Genomic DNA, 19,902 nt, shown 5'->3' with positions numbered 1-19,902 from the left:
CTTTCCAGAGCCGGACGGTGCGTTCGGCAAGGTTGAGCTTCTGCGCTATAGCCGTGATGCTGTGCTGTTCGATTACAAAAAGCCGTTCGGCCTCGTCGAAGTATAATTGTTTCTTTGCCATTGGTCTCGGTCTAATCCTGGCCGAGGGCGTTTTTGATTTCTCTGATATTATGTTCTATCTTTTTGGCCCTTGTGACATTTTCATTTAGACGTGTCATTGATTCTAAGGCAAGTTCGGCTTTCATCGATGTAAGCTCCTCATCGCTCACGTGTGCGGGCAGATGTATCCGTATCATATTTTTATCACCGTCGATGGCAAGGTACAGTTTGTGCAACTGTCTTTCATAGTCTGCCAGTTGGCCTTTTAACCGCAGGATTTCATCATTCATAGTCTGCCTCCTCTGCGGTCAACCTGCTTACATGTGTCGATAGCCTCGATGACACGTCCAATCTGATAGGTGTTTTCGTTGATGGCCTTATGAGTGTTCTCCATAGTGGTAAAGGTTTTTTCCAGGAGCTTGTTATGCTGGTCAATCAATTCTTTAATCTGGCTGGGCTGGAGTGATTTTGCAGTATCCGCCAAAAGATGAAAAGGAAAACGCCAGCATACCCGGAGACCTTCATTATTTCGACAATAAACGCTTCATTCATATACCGCCTCCTGAATAGTTTTCTACTCTTATCCTACCGGCAGGAAAAAAATAGTTCTACTGAACCGTTCAGGAGAACTCTGTGGGGGGAATTAATTAAGCTCAAAATAAACAATTAAGGGGGTAGAAAAAGTGGAATTAGAAATCTTTAAGACCGGCGTACACACAGACAGCGCCGGAGGCACGAGGGAGTGGACAGAAGGCGACCTCGAGCAGATAGTAAATAGCTACAAGCCGGAGTTTAACGAGGCCCCTGTGGTGATTTGGGCATCCGAAGTCTGACAGCCCGGCCTATGGCTGGGTAGGCGGCTTGAGGCGTAATGGGAATGTCCTGGTTGCATCGCTTAAGGATGTGAACCCTGACTTTCAGCAGATGGTGAAAAGTGGGGCGTTCAGAAACCGGTCAGTGGCGATTAACCCCGACATGACGTTGAGGCATGTGGGATTTCTTGGGGCAGTGCCTCCGGCGGTCAAGGGGTTGAAGCCTGTACAATTCAGAGACCAGGGCGCGGCTGTTGAATTTGAGTTTGCTATTGCGGAGCCAGACCAGAAGCCTGAACGTGATCAAAATAAACAGCCCGGCACACAACAATTCTCCGCAAGAGACGAAATAGCCGAAATAACCGAACTGCGCCAGCAGGTAGAAGCACTCAGGCGTGACAACCGTAAAAATGATTTTACAGCCTTTTGCGATAAGTTAGGCACCATCGGCAAGCTCACACCGGCACAAAAATCTCTCGTGGCTGAGTTCATGGAGATAATGCACGGTGCGGGGACATATATGTTTTCAGATACAGGGGAAAGACCTGCAATAGAGGTGTTTAAGGAATTTATCGAGGCACTGCCGACACAGGTACACATGAAAGAAATCGCAACTAAGGAATTCGCCGCGGGTAAAAACGTAAACCCTGATATCGCATTAGGGCAGCAAATCGCGGACAGCCTGAAACACAGCGGCTCAATGAGGCCATAGCGTCGGCGGATGAGATAATCAATGGGTATATGCGGGGCAGATACGCTGTCCCGCTCAGTCCCACGCCTGGGCTGATACGCGGCATATCAGTCGATATAACAGTCTTCAAACTCTACGAGCGGCGCTTTGTGACAGAGATACCGGAGAGCATTCAGCGGCGGTATGACAACGCCATAAGGCAGTTGAGAGAAATCCGTTCGGGGACAATTAGCCTCGATATAGATATACCGGCCGCTGATACCGGCTATTACGCGGGTAATAAAACGTCATCGGACAGGGAATTTTCAAAGGCTGTTTTAAATGGTCTTTAAGGGCGTTTTAATCGCGGCTATAGTGAGATAAGCCTAGCTGCGTAACAGGCGGAATTAACAAGAATTAACGCGGTCGTAGAGTGAATGTGCAGCGAGTGCGTGAGGGGTTAAAGACATGGTTGACAACATAGCGGTAGAGGCATCGATACAGGAGAAATTAACGAGGCTGGGGATATTCCAGACGGTTGAACCTATGCAGGGCAATCTGGAGGAAATCGGGGCATTGGCCATAGCGCTACCTGCGGCCTATACGATATATGCCGGAGCGAAGAACATCACGTCAAGCACAGGGACACATGCGGTCTTAAGCATGGCCACTGAAGAATTTCAAGTATATGTCTTATGTGAGAATCTGAGGGGCAGAGGGGATGCGTCTCAGGATGTGCGAAGCGTGTTACTGACAGTACGGCAGTCACTGCATGGGATGTTAATCGAAGACCTCAGCAGCGGCTACAGAGGGATAACCCTTACATGGCAAGAGGAGAACTTCCTGGCATTTGTGAGGCCGGGCGTATGCGCATACGGTCAGACATATCACTATACATTACCATTTGTAGTGGAGAAGAGAAGATGAGAAAACAAACGGTGACAGTCGCAGCAATCATAATGACAATCCTTGCGGCAGTGATTCTTGTAAAGGATGTCTTTGCAGAGGGGAAGACATTTCAACTGCTTGACAATGCAAGTGTGGGCGCTGGGCAGACTGTCCAGATACCGTACAAGGTCTACAAGCTATGGACATGCGAGACCTCGATAAGCGGGCATCCCGACAATGTAACAATTGCGCTGGAGGGGAATATCGGCGGGGGCAGCACGTATTTGCCGATGACCTGGCCGCAGGACACATTAGACATACCTGCATCTAACATAACCGCCGGAGTATATATCTTTACTGTAACAGACACGCCGACAAAGGTAATGCGCGCAAGGGTAGTGTCTTTGCCGGGCGGAGCAAGTCCCCGCGTATCGATGATATGTCTGGGGGTTGAATGATGATAATGAAACAAATATTTGCTGTTATATTACTCCTGCTGCTGAGTTCATCGGCCTTTGGCTGGCCGCATTTCGGCAGGGTAAATTCTGCCACCAGCGCCGGATTTACATTCGACAATCTGACGACCGACAACGTACCCGAGGGTACAAATCAATACTTCACAGTGGCGCGGGCAGTTTCAGCCATAGGAACAAGCATATCGGGGAACTGGTACAACGGGACTAAAAACTGGTTCACGCTATATACAGACAATATAACGCAAGGGTCTAACCTATGGTTTACAACTTCAGCGGCACGGGCGGCGCTGTCAGCCGGTACTGGTATAAGTTATGACAATACCACAGGCGTTATAACGGCAACAGGCGGCGGTGGGGGTGGTGGAAGTATAGGCGGTATAGACAATTTTACCTTGACAACAAATCAGAGTGGCCAGGCGCAGATAGCAAATTGGGTAATAAATGATATTATCCTTGCCTACTTTAAGTTGGCTGTCCATGCAGCGCTCACTATTTTTAATATGGATGACGGTGTATTTGACAAATTTGAAAATCAAGCTGGGATAGATAACCGGACAGTGACATGGAGTGATAATGTTACATACCTTGCGTCTGACCATACGTATGTTAGTGTCCATGTAGGCGGTGCTGTAGCCGGAACTAATTTATGCTCTTCGCCTGCTTATCCTGGGTATCCAAGAATATATGGGCATAATCAAGGTGAGCCTTATGTGCCAACAAAACTTTGTGATAACAGTACAGGTGTCCCTTGGAGTGCAACTGTCGGCCCCCCGTATGCCATCGAGTTTGAGTTTGCTGCTCCGGTAGTTCTTCAGGGATACAATATCCTGTTTAGTTATAATTATGCACCTACTGTGTGGGAGTTTTATGGGTCAAGCGATAACTCGTCATGGACTTTACTTGACAGCCAGAGTGTAACACTTGCATATGGGCAGACTAATACATATATGTTTTCGGGAGGAAACAAGACGTATCGGTACTGGAAGTTTAATGTTACCGCTGGGCAGAGTGGTATTGCGCAGGTCAATGAGATGCACCTATTGTCAGGCCAAGTGTTACCAACATACTTAAATTCTATATTAACTTCAGCGCCGTACATAGCTCCGTTCAATCCAACAAAGGCCAGGCTGATATTTATACAGCAGGATAATACCACGCAGGGAATAACTCTTAATACTGACCTGAAGGCATATGTGTCATCAGACAACGGGACATCATGGACTCAGGTAACACTTGCAAAGGACGACGTTATACAGGCGGGGACATCAAACACGCCAGCGTGGAATCTGTTGAGCGGTGATGTGTCGCTCTCCGGCAATAACAACCAGATGAGGTGGAGACTTATGACGTTCAACAACGACAATGTCACTAACAAGGGCACTGTTACTCGTGCTGTTGCGTTATTGGTGCAATAAGGAGGTGACCCTATGACAACAGAGGCGTATTACACAGCGGCGGTCCGGTTTGTTCTTGACGCTGAGGGCGGGTATGTCAACGACCCTGATGACCCCGGAGGAGAGACAAAGTACGGGATAAGCAAGCGGGCGTATCCGAGTCTGGATATTAAATCTTTGACAATTGAGGATGCAAAAAGACTGTATCGCCGTGACTACTGGGGGCGGGCGAGCTGCGATGCCCTGTCATGACCGCTGTGTCTGGCGCATTTCGATGCGGCAGTAAACTTAGGCGTCAGCCGTGCCCGCAATATGCTGGCCTTGCTGCTGCAAAGGGAGCCGCCGCAGATGGCTGCAGAGTACATAGACAGGAGGAGGCAGTATTACAGCCGCATTGCACAGACTGGGAAAAGACGTAAGTATTTGACAGGGTGGTTAAACCGCCTGGAGCGGTTAGCTGAGTATATTGCTGAGTATATTAACGAAGACAAGGAGGCAGTATGAAAAAGTTTATGATGGTGGTATGTCTGGGGCTGATGAGTATAGCAGCGCTTGGCTGTATGCCTGGTACGGTAAAGACAACCGTGCAGATCACAGACAATTGCACCCTCGGCGTCAGCTATGACAACGGCGACAACGGCACGGCCAGGCTGGATGTGATTTGCGGCAATGAGTGAGATAGCATCGGCAATAGCGAAAAACTACAAGACGACGCTGGTAGGAATGCTGTGTCTGGCGGGCGCGTTGGCAGCATGGCTTACGAACAACAAAGAGGCCGCCGCCAGCCTTATCGGGGCTGGGATAACGGCAATATTATCGAAGGATGGTGACAAATGATGTCTGAAAAAGTATTTCAAATTGCGATGGCCATTGTGGGTATTTTGTTGATGCTGCAAGGGATAGCCATGTCTGAGCCGCAGCGGTTGACTACCGAAGAGCAAAGGCAGATTGTAGTTGATAAAAGGAAGGCCAAGGAAAACCTCAAAGGCATTAAAGATGCTGATATTGATGCCTGTAAGAACTTCGAGGACTGCAAACCGTTGATAAAAACATTAATTAAAGCAGTTAAATCTGCTCAATAAAAGGAGGTAACAAATGACGTACAACCAAAATGCGTTTTTTGGAAGCGGCATATTATATATAGATACACTTGCCGCAGACGGGACAAGGACAGGCGAACTGCATGTAGGAAACACAGAGGTTTTCCAGATCGAGGCGGCAAAGTCAAATAAAAAAGAGCTTAAATCCAGCATGCCCGGCAACTTTGGTCAAACTTTAGCATCAGTCGTAATAGATACTTCACAAGGTGTAAAGTTTACGCTGCGCGACATTAAAAGGAAGAATCTTGTATTAGCCCTGTTTGGCGAGGACAGCGATATTGCGCAAACGGCGGCAACTGTAACGGACGAGGCTGTAGTGGCTGCAATAGGAAAATACAAAAAACTCGAAAAGCGCAGTTTAAAACAATCGCCAGCGCCGGTAGTATTGAGTGGTGATAAGACAGTGACAGCCGCAGACATATCTTTCACCGCGGCGACAAAGACAATAGCCAGCGCCGGAGGGGATTTCCTCAGTGCGGGATTTGCCGCAGGGCAAAAGATACTTATCTCAGACACGGTTGACAACAACGGCGTAAAGACGATAGCCACAGTGGCGCAGCACACAATTACCGTTACAGAGACCTTAACAGACGAGGCAGCGGGGTCTGCGGCATTGACCGTGCAATATACTGCTAATACGGACTACGAGATTGATTACGCGGTCGGGCGCATAATAGCCCTTGAAACAGGCGGGATAACGGAGACCGAAACCCTAACAATCTCATATCAGGCCGATGACTATAGCGCATATAAGGTCAAGGCAAATACGATGACACAGCGTGACGTATTCATTCGGTTTGTCGGGGTAAATATTGTCGATAAGAAACCGGTAGAGGTAGTTGTCTATAAGGTAACTCTGGAGCCGACAGCAGCTCTGGACTGGCTTGCAAACGATTATGCAAAGCTCGACATGTCCGGGCAGATAATGGTTACACCGGAAGGGACGTGGGAAGTCATAATGGGGTATACAAAGCGGCAAATAGAGGGATTTGTGAAAGCCGCCTCTGAGTTAAGGGGCGGTTGTCCCTTATTTTAGAAGATTATGGCTGCCCAAACATTAAAATTTGTAATAGAAGCCGTCACTAAGGGTTTTGACAAACTTCAAAACTTGTTAAGCCCCCTTAACAACGGCTTAACGACGGCTAGGGAGCAAATTCAGAGCGCTGACAGCGCGTTTAAAACCGCGTTTCAGAAGACCGGCACGGAGGGCTCTTTCAGCGGCATAACCAGTTCACTTGGTTCATTTATGGTCTCGATAGGTGCTGCGGCTGCGGCGTATAAAGGATTTCAGGCTCTATTGTCTGTGTCGGTCAAGGGTTTTGAATTCAATAGAGAGATGGAAACGTCAAAGATCGGCATAGCCAGCATAATCACGGCGACGACTGAACTCATATCACAAGACGGGCGGCGTCTTACAGGAATGGAGAAGTTCAACGAGGCCCAAAAGGTAGCTGCGGGACTAATGAAGGAACTACAGATAGCCGGTCTTGAGACTACGGCAACGACACAGCAGCTTGTCGAAGCATTTCAATCATATATCGGCCCGGCCACTGCAGCAGGGTTGACCATGAAGCAAACAAAAGAATTTACCCTGCTGATGGTACAGGGCTTGGGCGCGTTAGGGATAGAGATGAATCAGCTATCTGCGGAAGGGCGAAGTCTGCTTGACGGCTCGATAGTGCCAATGCAGGACAGGTTGGCCACAGCGCTTGGAATCACAGGTCAGATGGTGGATAAATGGAAATCAAGCGGTACGTACTGGCAGGAGCTGACCAAGAAACTTGAGGCATTTAAGCTCTCCGGAGAAGCTGTAGCTAATACATGGGCAGGTTTGGCGTCGAATATGAAAGATGCAATCAGCTTCATCGGCGGTAAGATGACAGAAGGGCTTTTTGATGGTATAAAAACCTCATGGAAGGCGCTGCTTACCACATTGATAGACGCAAAGAACTTTGATGTTGGCAGCGGGATAAAGAATCTGTTTGCGGGTGCAAAAGCTGTAGCGGATGACATAGGCAAGCTGCTTGTTGCTGGCGTACAAGACTTTATAGGCGTATTAAAAGAGGTAAACGGATATATAGAGCAGCACAAAAAAGAATTTATTGAGGTATATGAAAGTGTCAAGAATATCGGATTGACATTTATCGACATTACGGCTACGGCGCTTACATTTCTTGCATATATTATTAAGATCGCATTTGAAAGCGGAGCCTTAGTTCTGGTATTTAAAACAATCCATGCTGCATTAGCTGCGATGTTAGATGTTATTGATCTTGCAAAGCTGGCCTTTTTATCGATGGCCTTTGTGATCACATCCACAGTACAGTCTATTTTTATGTTGACTGATGCTGTACATCTAACATATGGAGCACAGCAGCTGATATGGGATTTAGCCGTTAAAATAGGCAACGAGTGGGAAAAGACAGCTAACTCGATAGCGAGAAATCCATCTCATTTAAGCCAAGCATTGGATTTGCAAAACAAGATAGGAGAATCGGCAAAAAAGACAGCCACGGCACAGGCCAAAGGCACAGCCGAAGTTCAGGCGCAGGCAAAAGCTGCGGATTTATTAAAAACTGCAATGGAAGGGGTAGATAAGAAATATCAGGAAACACTGGAGTATCTTGAGAGTACTCATAGTACAAGAACATTTGAGATAGAAATGAAATTTACCGGCATGGAAGCCGGAACGGCACGAGATAAGGCTGTCTATTTAGCCTTGTTGAGCGAAAGGCAAAAATACTATCAGGATTTAATCGCTGAAGCGGAAAAATATAACACAAAACAGCAAGCAGTAGCAGATAAAGAGACTGCAAATATGGAGGCGGCATATAAACGGCAGGAAATAGCAGTTGCCAATACAATGCAGAAAATTGCTCAAAATTTTAACGATCCGGTAAAGGTAATAGAACTGACGAAACAATTAGGATTAGAGCAAAAAGTTCTGGATGGTATAAGGCAACAGCAGGCTGAAATCGTAAAAGTTAAAATAGAAAAGGCAAGAGAGGCAATGGCCGGAATTGGAGCGGCCCTTAAGGAAACGGAACAGAAAGAAAAAGAATACGCTGAGGCCGTAAAAAAGCTAAACAACGAAATACTGACCTCAGAGGTATCGCTGGCGTCCGAGGTCAGCAGCATAAAACAAACGCGTATGTCAGTATATATGGCGGCGCAAGAAAAGGACGGGCAGGCGCGAAAGTTAGAAGCTGAGGCCGAAAAGCAGGCAGCCAAGGGCAATCTTGACATAGCTAAACAGCTCTACGGAGAAGCGAAAGCTATGTACTCCGATCTGGCCAAGAGCGCTGGCAATAGTTATGTGCAATATGCCACCGGACTAAACGGCGTTGAGCGTGCCGGTAAGAAATATATTGATATACTCAAACAAGAAAAAGCTGAAGCACAGTCGCGATGGGAAACGGAGCAGAAAAATGCGACTATGCTAAAAGAGGCATTAGAAGCTCTTGCAAAGCCACTATTGGACCTTAAGGCGCAACTGGAGTCCTTGAGGGCACAAGGGGAGATAAACTTCAAGGCAACCGGCCTAACTGAAATTGAAGATCGCATAAAGGCAATAATTGCAAACGACGGCAAACAGGTTGTGATTAAGGTTGTACAAGAAACAACAACGACAGAGAAGAAGGCCGCAGGGGGTCTTGTTGGAGTGTGGAATCAGGCGGCGGCATTTGCGCGCGGTGGGCAGCTTCCGGGCTGGGGCGGTGGGGACTCGATTCGCGCATTGCTTGAGCCTGGGGAATTCGTGATCAGAAAAGAGGCGGTGGCAAAGTTTGGTGCTGGGTTATTTCACATGCTAAACAGTTTAAAGATGCCGGACTTGTCATCGTTAAGCCGCTTTAAGATCACGCCTCCGGCAATCCCGTCTACGGTAAGGCAGGCATTTGCCGCGGGTGGTATGGTCACGGGCGGCGCCATGGAGGCAGGCGGCAGTATGATGACGCTTAATCTTAATATAGGTGGTACTGTAATCAAAACCTACACCCAATCAAAAAATATTGATACGCTGAAGGATTTGAACAGGCAGCTTGGACATAAGCGTAAGACGGGGCATCAGGAATGACCCTTCGACAAGCTCATGATGATTAAACTAGGAGATGTAGAATTCCCAAATCAGATATTCTGGCCGAACAGGTTTGAGTGGACGGGCGTATCAGAGACCGCAGAGCGCACATTATCCGGTGGTGTAATAGTTTACGGCAGTGAAATCAGCGGCAGGCATATCGACCTCGAGGGCCGCGATAATATGTGCTGGATTACCTACGCTCAGGTCAAGGTGTTGCAGGCAATGGCATCTGTGCAGGATGCGGAGTACGAGCTTGTCTATGATGATGAGACGTTCAATGTGCGCTTCCGGCATGAGGACGCCCCGGCACTGGAGTTTAGTCCAGTCATTGAACGAAGCGCTTATAACGATAACGATTATTTTAACTGCAAAATAAGACTCATGGAGGTATAAATGGGAAAAGAAGCGTTAAAAGACGAATTAGATGTAATCGAGTTTCACGACCCGATAAGACGGGCAAATATCAGCATAGTTGTCAAGAAAGAGGACGGCATAGACATGGTGCAGGCAATATCGTTTTGCGTCAAGGGCAGCCCGTTTCCATTGGCAGAGATATTTAGGATAGAGGAAAAGACGTTTATCTCGCTGCCGCGCGGGTTTCAGGGGGTACCGCTAACGCGCCCGGTAATGAATATGTTTGTACCTGACGAGGAGAGAAAGCCTACAAGCGGTTGCAGCGGGTGCGGCAAAGATGACAGTAACGGCGTATTTGAAGTTGATTTGGAGGTTAAATAATATGTCAGTTACGAAGGATGAGATAAAATTTGTAAAATCGGCAACGGTCACAGACACAGGCTCAAACGGTGGGCCTGCCGGATATGTGTTGATTGTCAACAGACAAAAGTATGGCCTGTTTCCCCGCGTGACGCGCCCTAAGCGAATATTTGGAGGAATACTCTACAGGAAATTATTTTTCTGGAACAGGAATACAGGCGGAGAGACGGCCAGTTCGGTACTCGTTTATATCCTGCGGCCATCACCCGCGGGTGACAGGTTCTACCTCGCCAAAGGGACGCAGACCGATGTGCAGTCCGACATAGACAGTGGTTACAACTGGGCTGGCGGCGGCTTGTTAAACAGCGCGATAACGGCCAATGACCAACAGGTCTCAATCCTTTTTGAGAGTAATGATTTTTACATCGACAACGACCAGGTGATTGTCATAAACAACCACTTCCTGACCAATCAAACCATAGATGCGAACGTTAAAGCATTCGAGTCTGTATACTTCAACGGCGGTAATTGGATAAGGCAGACGGCCCCAACGGCGGATGAGGAGGACGTCTACCCCTATGGCACGTTTATGGGAAGCGGCAAGGTCTTTTCTTATAATCAGAACGGGAATATCGAGTACGTGAAATCCCAAAACCTGAGTTATACGGGTGAGATTGTCGGCTCAGGCAACGGCTCAACCACGCAGTACTCCCACAACACAGCCCATACACTGGTAAAGCAGGCAACCGTCCAAATCAAGTACACAATTGCCAGCGTACAATACACGGCAACTGCAAACCCCTCCGGCACAATAACTGGTACACACCTCAGCTCAGGGAGCGTATCTAACGCAGGGGCAATATCCCTGACGTTCGACACCGCGCCCGACAACTCAACCAACATAACAGTAGATTACACGGAGCAGTCGTGGAGCTGGAGCGGTAATGTCCTCACGGTAAAGACACAAGAGGCAGTTGCCAATAATTACGCAACATCCAACACCTACTGTGCGGTAGCCCTAAACGTTGGAGATATTCTGACCTCTGCCGACAGCAAGGCTGTTACCGGTTCAGGGACATTTGACCTGACAAAGGTAACCCTCGACAACAACGGCACAATCGAAGAGACATGGACGTGTACATTCACATCTTCGACAAACTTTACCTGTGCGGGCACTGTATCAGGCAGCGTAGGCAGCGGCAATATAAACAGTGCCTTTACGCCAATCAATCCCAACGTTGCAACAAAATATTTTAATATCCCGTCAAACGCATGGGGCGGCAGTTGGCAGACCGGCAACACAGCGCAGTTCAAAACACATCCGGCCAAGGCGCCGCTGTGGTTGAAAGAGGTAGTGCCTGCAGGTACTGCGGCATATAGCGATAACGGTATCAGCATAGAACTCTACGTAGAGTAATGGCCGTTTTCTTTAAGAACGCCATAGACATATCCACGTCTACGCTGAATCAATATGTCGATAAAGACTTGTCGGCATATGTACCGGCTGACGCGACGATGGCAATCATCAGAGTTCGCGGCGTGGGCGACAGCGGCCCGTCGTGGGGGCTCAGGACTAAAAACTCCGGCTACGACGTAAAGGGCGCGCTGTCGTTTGATATGACAGAGGTATGTGTCCCGCTCGATGCGTCACGAATCATTCAGGTATATACGACAGACGCCTATGGGACGTGCCATTTTTATCTTCAGGGATACTTTACGGCTGACGCGGCGGGCTGGGCTGCGGGGTATGATATATCTGTGCTCATACCCGCGTCACAAGGCGTCTGGACAGATGTAGACGTATCATCATACATCCCTGCTGGCGGGCAGTTTGCCTGTGTCGAGTATACATCCACCAGCAGCAGCCACTATATAGGGTTCAGGAAGAAAGGGTCAACGGACAACCGGTATACGCCGCACCCTAACAATTACCATTATGGGTATATCGTGCCGCTGAACTCCGGCAGGTGTTTTCAGATGATTCACGGCAATACGAGTGCAGTAAAACACCTGTACTTACGCGGGTATATCCTGAACGGGCGGGCAAAGACGAACGGCGTTGAGTATTCACTGACAACAACCGGCAGCTACGAAACCAAAGACCTTTCATCGGACAACCCACCGTGGGGCTATACGGGCGCCCTCGTGCAGATGTACTCCACAGGCAGTGGGAATTGGACAAACGTGCGCATGACGGGCAGTTCAGACGACCAGTATTACAATACGATTAACCAGCCATGTTATCAGACTATTGCCGTAGGGCTTGATGCGGCAAAGCAATTTCAAGGTAAAAGGTCTAACACTGATATGCAGTATTACGTGCTTGGATATTTTACAAAGCCCTTCAGAAACATAGCGAATCACAACCGCTTTGATGTCGGAGAGTTTCGGCTGTTGTCATCAGAGGTCACGCCTCTAGCTCAGGGCAGCGCCCTGCAATTGGTCGCCCCGCCGGGTGATAATGCCGTCATTCAGGGTGTTACACCGGTGGTTGATATGTTCAGGTTATGCACAGGCACAACGGTCGCAGATTTGATAGATAACTATTTGGCGGCTGCCATGTCTGATACCGTCGGCCTATTCACATTAAACAGCGCCGGTGAGATAGTTATGGCTCATGCAAACAGCGGAATTGGTGGAAGAGCGTATCTTTATTAAATAAGATAGTGGACTCCGGCATAGAGGCAGCGTTTCACGCGGGCGGGGCGTTGTCAGATACGAAAAAAATAGACATACAAAATACAATATCCGAGGGCTTGGTGTCTGCCCTTCACAGCCGCCTGCGCATAGTGGACTCAGGGATAGAGGCATCTCTGTTTATTGGTAACGCGCTGTCATCGGTGTTTGACGTATATACCGGCAGCAGCATTTCAGAGGGATACTATCGGGCGCACCATGTACGCTCCGATATATCAGACCCTGTCAACATGGCCATGGTTATTCGCAATAGCCTGGAACAGGCGATGACAGTTGCAAATCACCTTAGAAACTCCCTGACCAGCAGCTCAGGGGTAAAAAGGACGTCCACCACATGGGATATTAGAGTCGATGGCCTGTCTGTGAAAGCGGCGGCAAGGAGTATCACTGTGATGAGGAGCGATTCTGAGGCGATAAGCCATATAGAAATAGAGCTTGCCGGATTGCGGTATTTCGATCAGTGCAGCCCAACAATCAACCCTGGAAATGAAAGGATAGCCCTGACGATAAATGAGGTTACGTACAGGTTCCTACTTGAGACGCGGGATATGTCGGAGAAATTCCAAAGTGAGGGGATGACGCTCTGGGGCAGACAAATGTCTGGTTTATTAGCTGAGGGTCACGCTGAGAAGCTCTCGCAGACCTATGAAAATGCGTATGCCTCAGAGACAGCACAGGCAATCGCCGGAGATATAGCGGTTAGTTGGGATTGTGAGGATTATTGGATAGGTGAGCTCAGCGCTGATGACTATCCCATCGATGCGATAATTAAACTTGCGGAGGTCTCTGAGGGCATTGTAGAAACAACGGTGGACGGGATGCTGCGCGTGAGACGAAAATATCCGGTCTCACCAGAGGAATTGAAGACCGCGGTGACAGACCGCAGCTTTGACAGGGACAATATTATCAGCCTCGATATAAACGGGGAGGCGGCACAGTACTCAAGCGTTACAGTGAATATCAAGGGCGATACCCTGGGCGCCTCAGATGATTTCTCTATTGAGGCAGACGGCAGCTGCGCTGTACCCGGGGCTGTCAATACCGTCAAGGTCTATATCCCGAATGAAAATATCGTGTACAAGCTGCTGGCCACACCGGAGGCATCGTGCATTAAAGCGGGCACTAAGACAGAGACAATCACAGAGACAATCGTGTTGACCGGCGGTACCGGGGCTCTGAGTAAGAGCCTGTTTAAACTTATCAAATATGAGCTGTACTCATGCGACGCTAACACACTGATAGAATATTCCCTCGGTAGCAAAGAGGTCACGGCCAAGGACGACACGTGTTCTGTCCTTGAGATAGAGTACGAGACAAAGTACGACGAGTGGAGTGTTAGTTGTGCCGAAGAGAGGGAAGTGGCCTTGTGTGTAGTGACAAACGATGGGGACAAATCAGCAACGGCCGTTACGGTGATAATGGGCAAGGGTGCAAAGGCCGCCGAGGCAATTAACAACGACCTGATAACCACAGATAATTTACAGGCGGGCGACAGGGTACTGCTTGGCAAGTCAGGCACGTCATATACGATACTGCAAAAGACGGGGCAGTCGTCCTCGACCGTCATTAAAAGGGGGTAATTATGGGAAAGGACACGAAGGTCAAGACATCAACGACAATATCATTTGCGATGTCATGCAGCTCATCGTCGGAGTCATTTAAGGTAGAAGGCGATTCAGACATGAATGTTGATGAAAGCGGTAACGCCAGGACGTGTTTTAAGTATGGTGAACTGTATTATTTTCGTGTATATAAGACATCGAAAATCGAGGCATACACTATTACGGCGTCAGATGGGACAGTCACAAAAAAGGGTACTGGCAAAAGCTCCTCACACGAAGAGACAATAAAATTCGAGAAAACCGATAAGGCCAGTGTGTCATATCCTATCGGTACTCTGAGTTCCGTGACATGGAAAGGAACGAACTTGGGGGCGGTTAAACAGAGCGGCGACTTAGAGGTAACGGCAGAGACAGCCGGTGTGGCCATAGCCTTGATAGCATATAATGCACAATATGACCTCTGGTCAATCTCCGTGAATACGAAAGACGACGATACCTACGAGGTATTGGTTTACATCGAGGAAAAATGACAGACAAGGCAACCATGACGGTTACATTTAGCGCAACATGCGATTCGAGTTCGTCTCAAGGGTTTACTTTTGAATCCGACAGCGATAAAAATGGTGGGAAAAGCTCCTTTATGGCCGTTGACGATACGGCGTGGTACAGGCTCACCCCTGGTGGTAAGACCCCCACGCTGTGGAGTAATCTTGGCTCTGTAAGTAATAGTGGAAGCGTTAGTGAGAGCATATCAGAGTATATTACAGTCAACAAAAGTAAGACAGCGACATTGTCTAAAACGCCCTACGGCAGTGTAACGTATACATGGATTGGGGCGTATAAGGGGGATGACACCCCAAAGTTTTCAGGGACTGACATTACGTTTTCCAAGTCAACAACGGGGGTCTTGAAGTGTGAGTATGAGGCGCTGTACGACTTACTGGAGATAAGTACATCGACATCGGGGATGCTGCTTGTCACAGCCGAAACATCAGACAGAGCGGGTTATACGACAATAGATTACACCGGCACATCCACTACACGAAAGGTATATTTAACCGTCAAGGACGCCTGCTCAAAGGCGGTATTGGAGGCTGTATCGGTACATATGAGGAAGTCAGCCTCTGAGGAATGGGTATATATAGGCGTGACGAACACATCGGGGCAGTTATATCTGGGTGAGTTAGTGACCGGCAAAAAATATAAGCTAAAGCTGGTAAAAAGCGGCTATTACGACAGCGACAAAGACAGCATAAAAAATGACGAGTTCACGGTATCTTCTGAGGAAACAAAGAAGTAATGTCTGACTTAACTCTAACAGCCTACCTTGAGAAAAAAGAATTAGAGTTTGACGGCATTTGCGCGCCTGAGCTATGCCTTACCAGCGTTACGGCAACAGATGTGTATTCGACAACGTATTACGATGCCAACACGGTACTAAACTCTAAGAAGCCGGTCAAGTACGTCAATGGCCGCTATGTGTCTTATGGAACGGATGTTGCGGCCACAATGATAACGGTACCGTTTTGCAAGAAAGATACCGACTGCACCAAGTCACACGTTGTAGCCTATATGCTGCCAAAAGGCAGGGATGCGGTTGAGTGTCTGGACTGTACGGAGCCGTGCGGGGAAATCAAGACATCGAGTGAATCACAGGTTGATATTACGGCGCTGCCAGCAAGTTATAAAGACCAAAAATGCCTGTCGCAGTGTGCGAAGCAAATATCGTGGGCAGAGGGCTACACGCTGCAAAATAAAATGGAATGGAACGATACCACTAAGCTATACGAGAAAAAAGAGTATAAAATCTCCACTGGGACGCTGACAACAGAGGTAACTATCCCACAGATTTGCGGCATATCGGGATTATCGTTCGAGTTTGAAATATCTGACTGCTGGGCGCGGTGGGATTTTACTGACATGGGTACGGCGGCGATACCGGAAGGCGGGGCATTAGAAAGAATACACGGCGGGAAGTGGTCTCACACATGGGATTTCGTCAATTCCTCGTGCTTTTTCCCTGGTGAGTATATGGTGGTAAAGGCACACTTTGACCAGACGTTTTGTGATTGCAACCCAATCCCGATTGCCTGGGGATGGTACGAGACTGAGTGTCTGACCTCCGGCAGGATACAAGGGTGCGGACTGATAGAGGACGTTACTAAGTCAGTGAAAAAAGAGCGTATATCGGCTAATACATATCCCGGCAGCTATGTAACCTACCAAAACATAAAAGACGTAGTGGTGTGGGATTTGGAGATGACAAAGCAATACCCGCCGTATTACAGCTATGCGGCGTCAGAGATATTAACGGTGATGTTGTCACAGTCGCTGAAACATCGGGATATACAAAATATAAAGGTGTACTTGTCGGCAAATAAAGTTGCAGAGCTATCGTCATCGGATTATACATGTAACACGTCCACCGGAGAACTCACAATAAAATCGTCATCTACGGCATGGAGATATGATGCTGTAACCGTAGAGTACGAGTACATAGTGCGCAATTATAGTGTTGATGCAACAAACGGCTGTATAAAGGTATCAAAGACCTCGCCGGATATTGACGAGGGAAGTGTTTTATATATTGACTACAAATGGACAGAGTCAACGATTAAGGCTGGGGGATATCTGATTCCGTTGCAAAACGAATGGATTGGGGATAAACGGTTACACTGGTATGTGTCGTTTAAGGGTACGTTATGTTGGCTGCCATGTTCGGATTTCGTGAAGTGGGAAATCGGAGACCGTGTGTTGGTATTGAAAGGCGGGGCAAGCAGCATCGGCCAGACGATAAGCGTATCAAAGTACATCATGTCTGCCCGCTCGCAGTATCTGAATCACAAAAACATAGTCTCGCTTAGGGTTTACAACGAGAACAAGACAGTTCTGTATCAGAATGAAGTCGATTATACGATCGACCGCGAAAACGGTATATTGGCGGAGACCCCGTCCACCTCAATAGTAGTGGGCTGGCTCTGGGTAGAATACACCTATGCCGAAGAATCGTACATCCAGATGCACAAGTGCCGAAACAAAGACGATGCAAATAAGACTCCGGATGAGGACAGAATATTAAGCCACTCGTGTGTGGCCTATTCGCTGGACAGGAAAAGCGATCTGATATTACCGATTCGGACAGGGGTGAGCAAGTGACGATTACCATACAAGGTGCGGACAAAATCAGCCGCCAGAGGTTTTTATGGGGCAGAATTACCGCGATAAACTACAATGACGATACCGCCGATGTAGTGATTCTTGACCAAAAACTGATAGATACCGAAGAAAATTATAAAGCCGTGCCGATATATTACAACTGTGAACCGGACATGGTGGAGCGCAGCAACGGCGCCCTCGAGGGGGCGGCAACTGCATTCGAGAAAAATGATAAAGTACACGTCCGCTATACGTTAGAAAATATTAAAGACAAGATAGAGCTTAAGATTGTGGGTTTTTTAGAGGAAAAGAAGCCCTGTGGTTTTTATATACTCTTAATATATATCCGCAACACGGCGAACGAGCCGGACGGCTATCAATATGAATTAGTCTATGACACATCAAAAAATGGAAGGGATTACCGCGCACTGGTATATCTGTTTGATAAGCAGCTCACAAAAATTAAGCCTGCTGGATTAATGAAGGGAAGCCTGACAATCTCTGACACCGGTCTGACGCTGAATATACAGTCCGGCGCTGGGATATATGAGGCAGAGCTGCCGTCTATCTTTACCTATAATGACACGATAGACTACGCGGAATTTAAGAAGACCGCGTGGAGTACAAGTTTAGTGGTACTGTATCAGCAGAGAATCGTAGGCAGCCGCTATGTCACGAACTGGACAAAAATACAAGCAGACGGTCAGGATAAATATGCTGAAGACGCAACGCGGTTGATGCGTATGCCTGGAAGCAGACACCCGTACACGAGCGGCAGTGATGGTTATATAACTGCCTGCATGTTTAAAAACCAACAAACATTGCTTGGCACCGGAGTGATGTACAGGGAATTGAGCCTCACACCAGAGGAAGAGTTCTATCAGTTATGGAAAAACGAGACAGCATATAAGGCAACCCCGCAAGACAGCAGCTATATAACCGGCAAACTGACAGGCAGCGACTATATAACCGGCACACCCTGGCAGACAGGATACAGTTGGAAGACCCATCAGTTAATAGACGTGTTCGACAAAGACAATGCGCTTGTGAAAACAGAAAGCAATTATATGGTCAGGGGTGGGAATGTGCAATGGGCATTTACCCTGGATTTAGTCGTGACAAACAGGTGGTATCTGGACCAGACGCCACCGGAATTCTTTACGACCACGGAGACATGGGTTTATAACGGCCAGACGGCAGTCTTTGATGTCTTATGCAAAAGAGTAGAAAAGCTGCTGGTGGGGGAGTTAGAAATTGAGAATGCCGAATACGAGGAATTGCGGTACGACAGTAACCGGCTTGACTGGATACCGGGCGCGATACCGGGGATGACGCTGGTAAGTCACACAGGGGATGCGCATGGAGGCTTTGTAGACGGAGTTATATCAATAAGTGGAAGCGTAACTGGCCATGACAAGTTCAATGCCACGCTGAAGGTAGAGACCTTCTTAAATCCCGCCACAGGCCGTGAAAATGTGCGCTGGTGGCCGGTATCTATCGGAGAAAAGCACGAAGCAAGCAAAAAAGGCTACAGGGATATTCACGTAATGGCTTTTGATAACAGGGACGGCGCGAATAACTTCATTGTCATATATAAGAAGGGTTACGTTAATTATCTGGACTCAAACGATACGCCAAACGTAAACGACGGGACGATACCCACGCCGACAATTAAGCACATAAACGATCCTACGATTACAACATATCATATTGCGTATAAAACAAACAACGGCGGCCTGATTAAGGCAGATATATCAGGAGGGGACATTCGCGCGGCCTCATGCCAGATAAACAAGGGATACATGGCCTACACATATACGACATGGAGTAACAATGTTTTTGCATCCAGGACTATAGGCATAATCAATATGACAAATGGGTCAAAAAAAAGAATGGCAGCAACAAGATGATAGAGACGAGTTAAAAGGGTTCAATCACTTTAATGCGGCCGCTATCGGGATATTGTAATTTGAGTAACTTGAGAGATAGATAGAGCGGACAGCAGTCCGCAGGAGCTAAGCCCTCCCAAAGACGCGGTGTTAGAGCTTTTGATCAAGAATTATTGATGTGAAGGGTAGATAAGTTAAAAAGCGTCAGGAAATTGACGAAATAATGAGTTTTTGCAAAATCGCCTGATAAGATTTGCAGATACGGCTGGCTAGTTATAGTGAAGTTAGGTAAGCGTCAGATAGCGAGGGTATGTAACATATCCCATAGCACAGTAGCGGAGTATGTAAGAAGGGCAGGTAGTGCTGG

General features: G+C 47.8%; 23 protein-coding genes. 22 read left to right on the top strand and 1 reads right to left on the bottom strand.

All coding sequences use genetic code 11. The features are described 5' to 3' along the window. Window positions 1-131: 131 nt before the first annotated feature. A complete protein-coding gene (locus ASN18_RS15365; protein WP_085053666.1) occupies window positions 132-389 on the bottom strand; it encodes a hypothetical protein in 258 nt (85 codons plus the stop codon). A 393-nt stretch (window positions 390-782) separates the two neighbouring features. On the opposite strand from ASN18_RS15365, the gene ASN18_RS17315 reads away from it, so the two are divergent. The 22 genes from ASN18_RS17315 (at window position 783) to ASN18_RS15270 (ending at window position 19,556) form a co-directional block, all read left to right on the top strand. Beyond that, window positions 783-932 carry a hypothetical protein gene (locus ASN18_RS17315; RefSeq protein WP_157073043.1) on the top strand — a complete coding sequence of 50 codons (150 nt, stop codon included), beginning with the start codon at window positions 783-785 and terminating at the stop codon, window positions 930-932. Between the two features lie 28 nt (window positions 933-960). Beyond that, a complete protein-coding gene (locus tag ASN18_RS15360; RefSeq protein ID WP_085053665.1) occupies window positions 961-1,623 on the top strand; it encodes a hypothetical protein in 663 nt (220 codons plus the stop codon). Then, entirely contained in the window at window positions 1,569-1,934 is a 366-nt protein-coding gene (locus ASN18_RS15355; RefSeq protein ID WP_085053664.1) for a gp436 family protein, read from the top strand. The genes ASN18_RS15360 and ASN18_RS15355 overlap by 55 nt, the downstream gene beginning before the upstream one ends. 115 nt (window positions 1,935-2,049) lie before the next feature. Beyond that, window positions 2,050-2,508, top strand: coding sequence for a phage tail terminator protein (locus ASN18_RS15350; RefSeq protein ID WP_085053663.1), 459 nt, complete (start codon window positions 2,050-2,052; stop codon window positions 2,506-2,508). Then, window positions 2,505-2,927 (top strand): hypothetical protein, encoded by a 423-nt coding sequence (locus ASN18_RS15345; RefSeq protein WP_085053662.1) that lies wholly within the window; start codon window positions 2,505-2,507, stop codon window positions 2,925-2,927. The genes ASN18_RS15350 and ASN18_RS15345 overlap by 4 nt, the downstream gene beginning before the upstream one ends. Window positions 2,928-2,932: 5 nt before the next feature. Then, window positions 2,933-4,360, top strand: a complete 1,428-nt coding sequence (locus tag ASN18_RS15340) for a hypothetical protein (protein ID WP_157073042.1) — start codon at window positions 2,933-2,935, stop codon at window positions 4,358-4,360. Between the two features lie 12 nt (window positions 4,361-4,372). After that, window positions 4,373-4,591, top strand: a complete 219-nt coding sequence (locus ASN18_RS15335) for a glycosyl hydrolase 108 family protein (RefSeq protein WP_085053660.1) — start codon at window positions 4,373-4,375, stop codon at window positions 4,589-4,591. A 60-nt stretch (window positions 4,592-4,651) separates the two neighbouring features. Further along, on the top strand, window positions 4,652-4,843 hold the full coding sequence (locus ASN18_RS15330) for a putative peptidoglycan-binding domain-containing protein (RefSeq protein ID WP_085053659.1): 192 nt from the start codon (window positions 4,652-4,654) through the stop codon (window positions 4,841-4,843). Beyond that, entirely contained in the window at window positions 4,840-5,016 is a 177-nt protein-coding gene (locus ASN18_RS17310; protein WP_157073041.1) for a hypothetical protein, read from the top strand. The genes ASN18_RS15330 and ASN18_RS17310 overlap by 4 nt, the downstream gene beginning before the upstream one ends. Further along, complete coding sequence (locus ASN18_RS17305) at window positions 5,009-5,176, top strand: hypothetical protein (RefSeq protein ID WP_157073040.1); 168 nt, start codon at window positions 5,009-5,011, stop codon at window positions 5,174-5,176. Before ASN18_RS17310 ends, ASN18_RS17305 begins: the two co-directional genes overlap by 8 nt. After that, a complete protein-coding gene (locus ASN18_RS15325; RefSeq protein ID WP_085053658.1) occupies window positions 5,173-5,421 on the top strand; it encodes a hypothetical protein in 249 nt (82 codons plus the stop codon). The genes ASN18_RS17305 and ASN18_RS15325 overlap by 4 nt, the downstream gene beginning before the upstream one ends. 13 nt (window positions 5,422-5,434) lie before the next feature. Next, entirely contained in the window at window positions 5,435-6,475 is a 1,041-nt protein-coding gene (locus tag ASN18_RS15320) for a phage tail tube protein (protein ID WP_085053657.1), read from the top strand. 6 nt (window positions 6,476-6,481) lie between these two features. Beyond that, window positions 6,482-9,514, top strand: coding sequence for a tape measure protein (locus ASN18_RS15315; RefSeq protein WP_085053656.1), 3,033 nt, complete (start codon window positions 6,482-6,484; stop codon window positions 9,512-9,514). A gap of 15 nt (window positions 9,515-9,529) precedes the next feature. Continuing rightward, window positions 9,530-9,910: a hypothetical protein gene (locus tag ASN18_RS15310; RefSeq protein WP_085053655.1), complete on the top strand. Its 381-nt coding sequence runs from the start codon at window positions 9,530-9,532 to the stop codon at window positions 9,908-9,910. Continuing rightward, window positions 9,911-10,252 carry a hypothetical protein gene (locus tag ASN18_RS15305; RefSeq protein WP_085053654.1) on the top strand — a complete coding sequence of 114 codons (342 nt, stop codon included), beginning with the start codon at window positions 9,911-9,913 and terminating at the stop codon, window positions 10,250-10,252. 1 nt (window position 10,253) lies between these two features. Further along, window positions 10,254-11,648: a hypothetical protein gene (locus ASN18_RS15300; RefSeq protein WP_085053653.1), complete on the top strand. Its 1,395-nt coding sequence runs from the start codon at window positions 10,254-10,256 to the stop codon at window positions 11,646-11,648. Next, window positions 11,648-12,889, top strand: coding sequence for a hypothetical protein (locus tag ASN18_RS15295; protein ID WP_085053652.1), 1,242 nt, complete (start codon window positions 11,648-11,650; stop codon window positions 12,887-12,889). Before ASN18_RS15300 ends, ASN18_RS15295 begins: the two co-directional genes overlap by 1 nt. An 8-nt stretch (window positions 12,890-12,897) precedes the next feature. Next, entirely contained in the window at window positions 12,898-14,508 is a 1,611-nt protein-coding gene (locus tag ASN18_RS15290; protein ID WP_085053651.1) for a hypothetical protein, read from the top strand. 2 nt (window positions 14,509-14,510) lie between these two features. Continuing rightward, entirely contained in the window at window positions 14,511-15,020 is a 510-nt protein-coding gene (locus ASN18_RS15285) for a hypothetical protein (RefSeq protein ID WP_085053650.1), read from the top strand. Next, on the top strand, window positions 15,017-15,790 hold the full coding sequence (locus ASN18_RS15280; RefSeq protein ID WP_085053649.1) for a hypothetical protein: 774 nt from the start codon (window positions 15,017-15,019) through the stop codon (window positions 15,788-15,790). Before ASN18_RS15285 ends, ASN18_RS15280 begins: the two co-directional genes overlap by 4 nt. After that, window positions 15,790-17,646, top strand: coding sequence for a hypothetical protein (locus ASN18_RS15275; RefSeq protein ID WP_085053648.1), 1,857 nt, complete (start codon window positions 15,790-15,792; stop codon window positions 17,644-17,646). Before ASN18_RS15280 ends, ASN18_RS15275 begins: the two co-directional genes overlap by 1 nt. Continuing rightward, the gene (locus ASN18_RS15270; RefSeq protein ID WP_085053647.1) at window positions 17,643-19,556 is read left to right on the top strand and encodes a hypothetical protein; all 1,914 of its coding nucleotides are present in this window, start codon (window positions 17,643-17,645) and stop codon (window positions 19,554-19,556) included. The genes ASN18_RS15275 and ASN18_RS15270 overlap by 4 nt, the downstream gene beginning before the upstream one ends. Window positions 19,557-19,902: the final 346 nt, after the last annotated feature.

The sequence above is a fragment of the Candidatus Magnetominusculus xianensis genome, assembly GCA_001541255.1.
Classification (GTDB): Bacteria; Nitrospirota; Thermodesulfovibrionia; order Thermodesulfovibrionales; family Magnetobacteriaceae; genus Magnetominusculus; species Magnetominusculus xianensis.
Note: the sequence above shows the minus strand (reverse complement) of the source record. Positions and strands in the feature narration are given on the sequence as shown.

What these genes read in the sequence shown, in the direction of transcription:
- ASN18_RS15285 (WP_085053650.1), top strand. Translation starts at nt 14,511, where the DNA reads ATGGGAAAGGACACGAAGGTCAAGACATCAACGACAATATCATTTGCG.
- ASN18_RS15295 (WP_085053652.1), top strand. Translation starts at nt 11,648, where the DNA reads ATGGCCGTTTTCTTTAAGAACGCCATAGACATATCCACGTCTACGCTG.
- ASN18_RS15365 (WP_085053666.1), bottom strand. Translation starts at nt 389, where the DNA reads ATGAATGATGAAATCCTGCGGTTAAAAGGCCAACTGGCAGACTATGAA.
- ASN18_RS15340 (WP_157073042.1), top strand. Translation starts at nt 2,933, where the DNA reads ATGAAACAAATATTTGCTGTTATATTACTCCTGCTGCTGAGTTCATCG.
- ASN18_RS15315 (WP_085053656.1), top strand. Translation starts at nt 6,482, where the DNA reads ATGGCTGCCCAAACATTAAAATTTGTAATAGAAGCCGTCACTAAGGGT.
- ASN18_RS15275 (WP_085053648.1), top strand. Translation starts at nt 15,790, where the DNA reads ATGTCTGACTTAACTCTAACAGCCTACCTTGAGAAAAAAGAATTAGAG.
- ASN18_RS15280 (WP_085053649.1), top strand. Translation starts at nt 15,017, where the DNA reads ATGACAGACAAGGCAACCATGACGGTTACATTTAGCGCAACATGCGAT.
- ASN18_RS15345 (WP_085053662.1), top strand. Translation starts at nt 2,505, where the DNA reads ATGAGAAAACAAACGGTGACAGTCGCAGCAATCATAATGACAATCCTT.
- ASN18_RS15310 (WP_085053655.1), top strand. Translation starts at nt 9,530, where the DNA reads ATGATGATTAAACTAGGAGATGTAGAATTCCCAAATCAGATATTCTGG.
- ASN18_RS15330 (WP_085053659.1), top strand. Translation starts at nt 4,652, where the DNA reads ATGCTGGCCTTGCTGCTGCAAAGGGAGCCGCCGCAGATGGCTGCAGAG.
- ASN18_RS15350 (WP_085053663.1), top strand. Translation starts at nt 2,050, where the DNA reads ATGGTTGACAACATAGCGGTAGAGGCATCGATACAGGAGAAATTAACG.
- ASN18_RS15325 (WP_085053658.1), top strand. Translation starts at nt 5,173, where the DNA reads ATGATGTCTGAAAAAGTATTTCAAATTGCGATGGCCATTGTGGGTATT.
- ASN18_RS15305 (WP_085053654.1), top strand. Translation starts at nt 9,911, where the DNA reads ATGGGAAAAGAAGCGTTAAAAGACGAATTAGATGTAATCGAGTTTCAC.
- ASN18_RS15335 (WP_085053660.1), top strand. Translation starts at nt 4,373, where the DNA reads ATGACAACAGAGGCGTATTACACAGCGGCGGTCCGGTTTGTTCTTGAC.
- ASN18_RS15300 (WP_085053653.1), top strand. Translation starts at nt 10,254, where the DNA reads ATGTCAGTTACGAAGGATGAGATAAAATTTGTAAAATCGGCAACGGTC.
- ASN18_RS15320 (WP_085053657.1), top strand. Translation starts at nt 5,435, where the DNA reads ATGACGTACAACCAAAATGCGTTTTTTGGAAGCGGCATATTATATATA.
- ASN18_RS17305 (WP_157073040.1), top strand. Translation starts at nt 5,009, where the DNA reads ATGAGTGAGATAGCATCGGCAATAGCGAAAAACTACAAGACGACGCTG.
- ASN18_RS17310 (WP_157073041.1), top strand. Translation starts at nt 4,840, where the DNA reads ATGAAAAAGTTTATGATGGTGGTATGTCTGGGGCTGATGAGTATAGCA.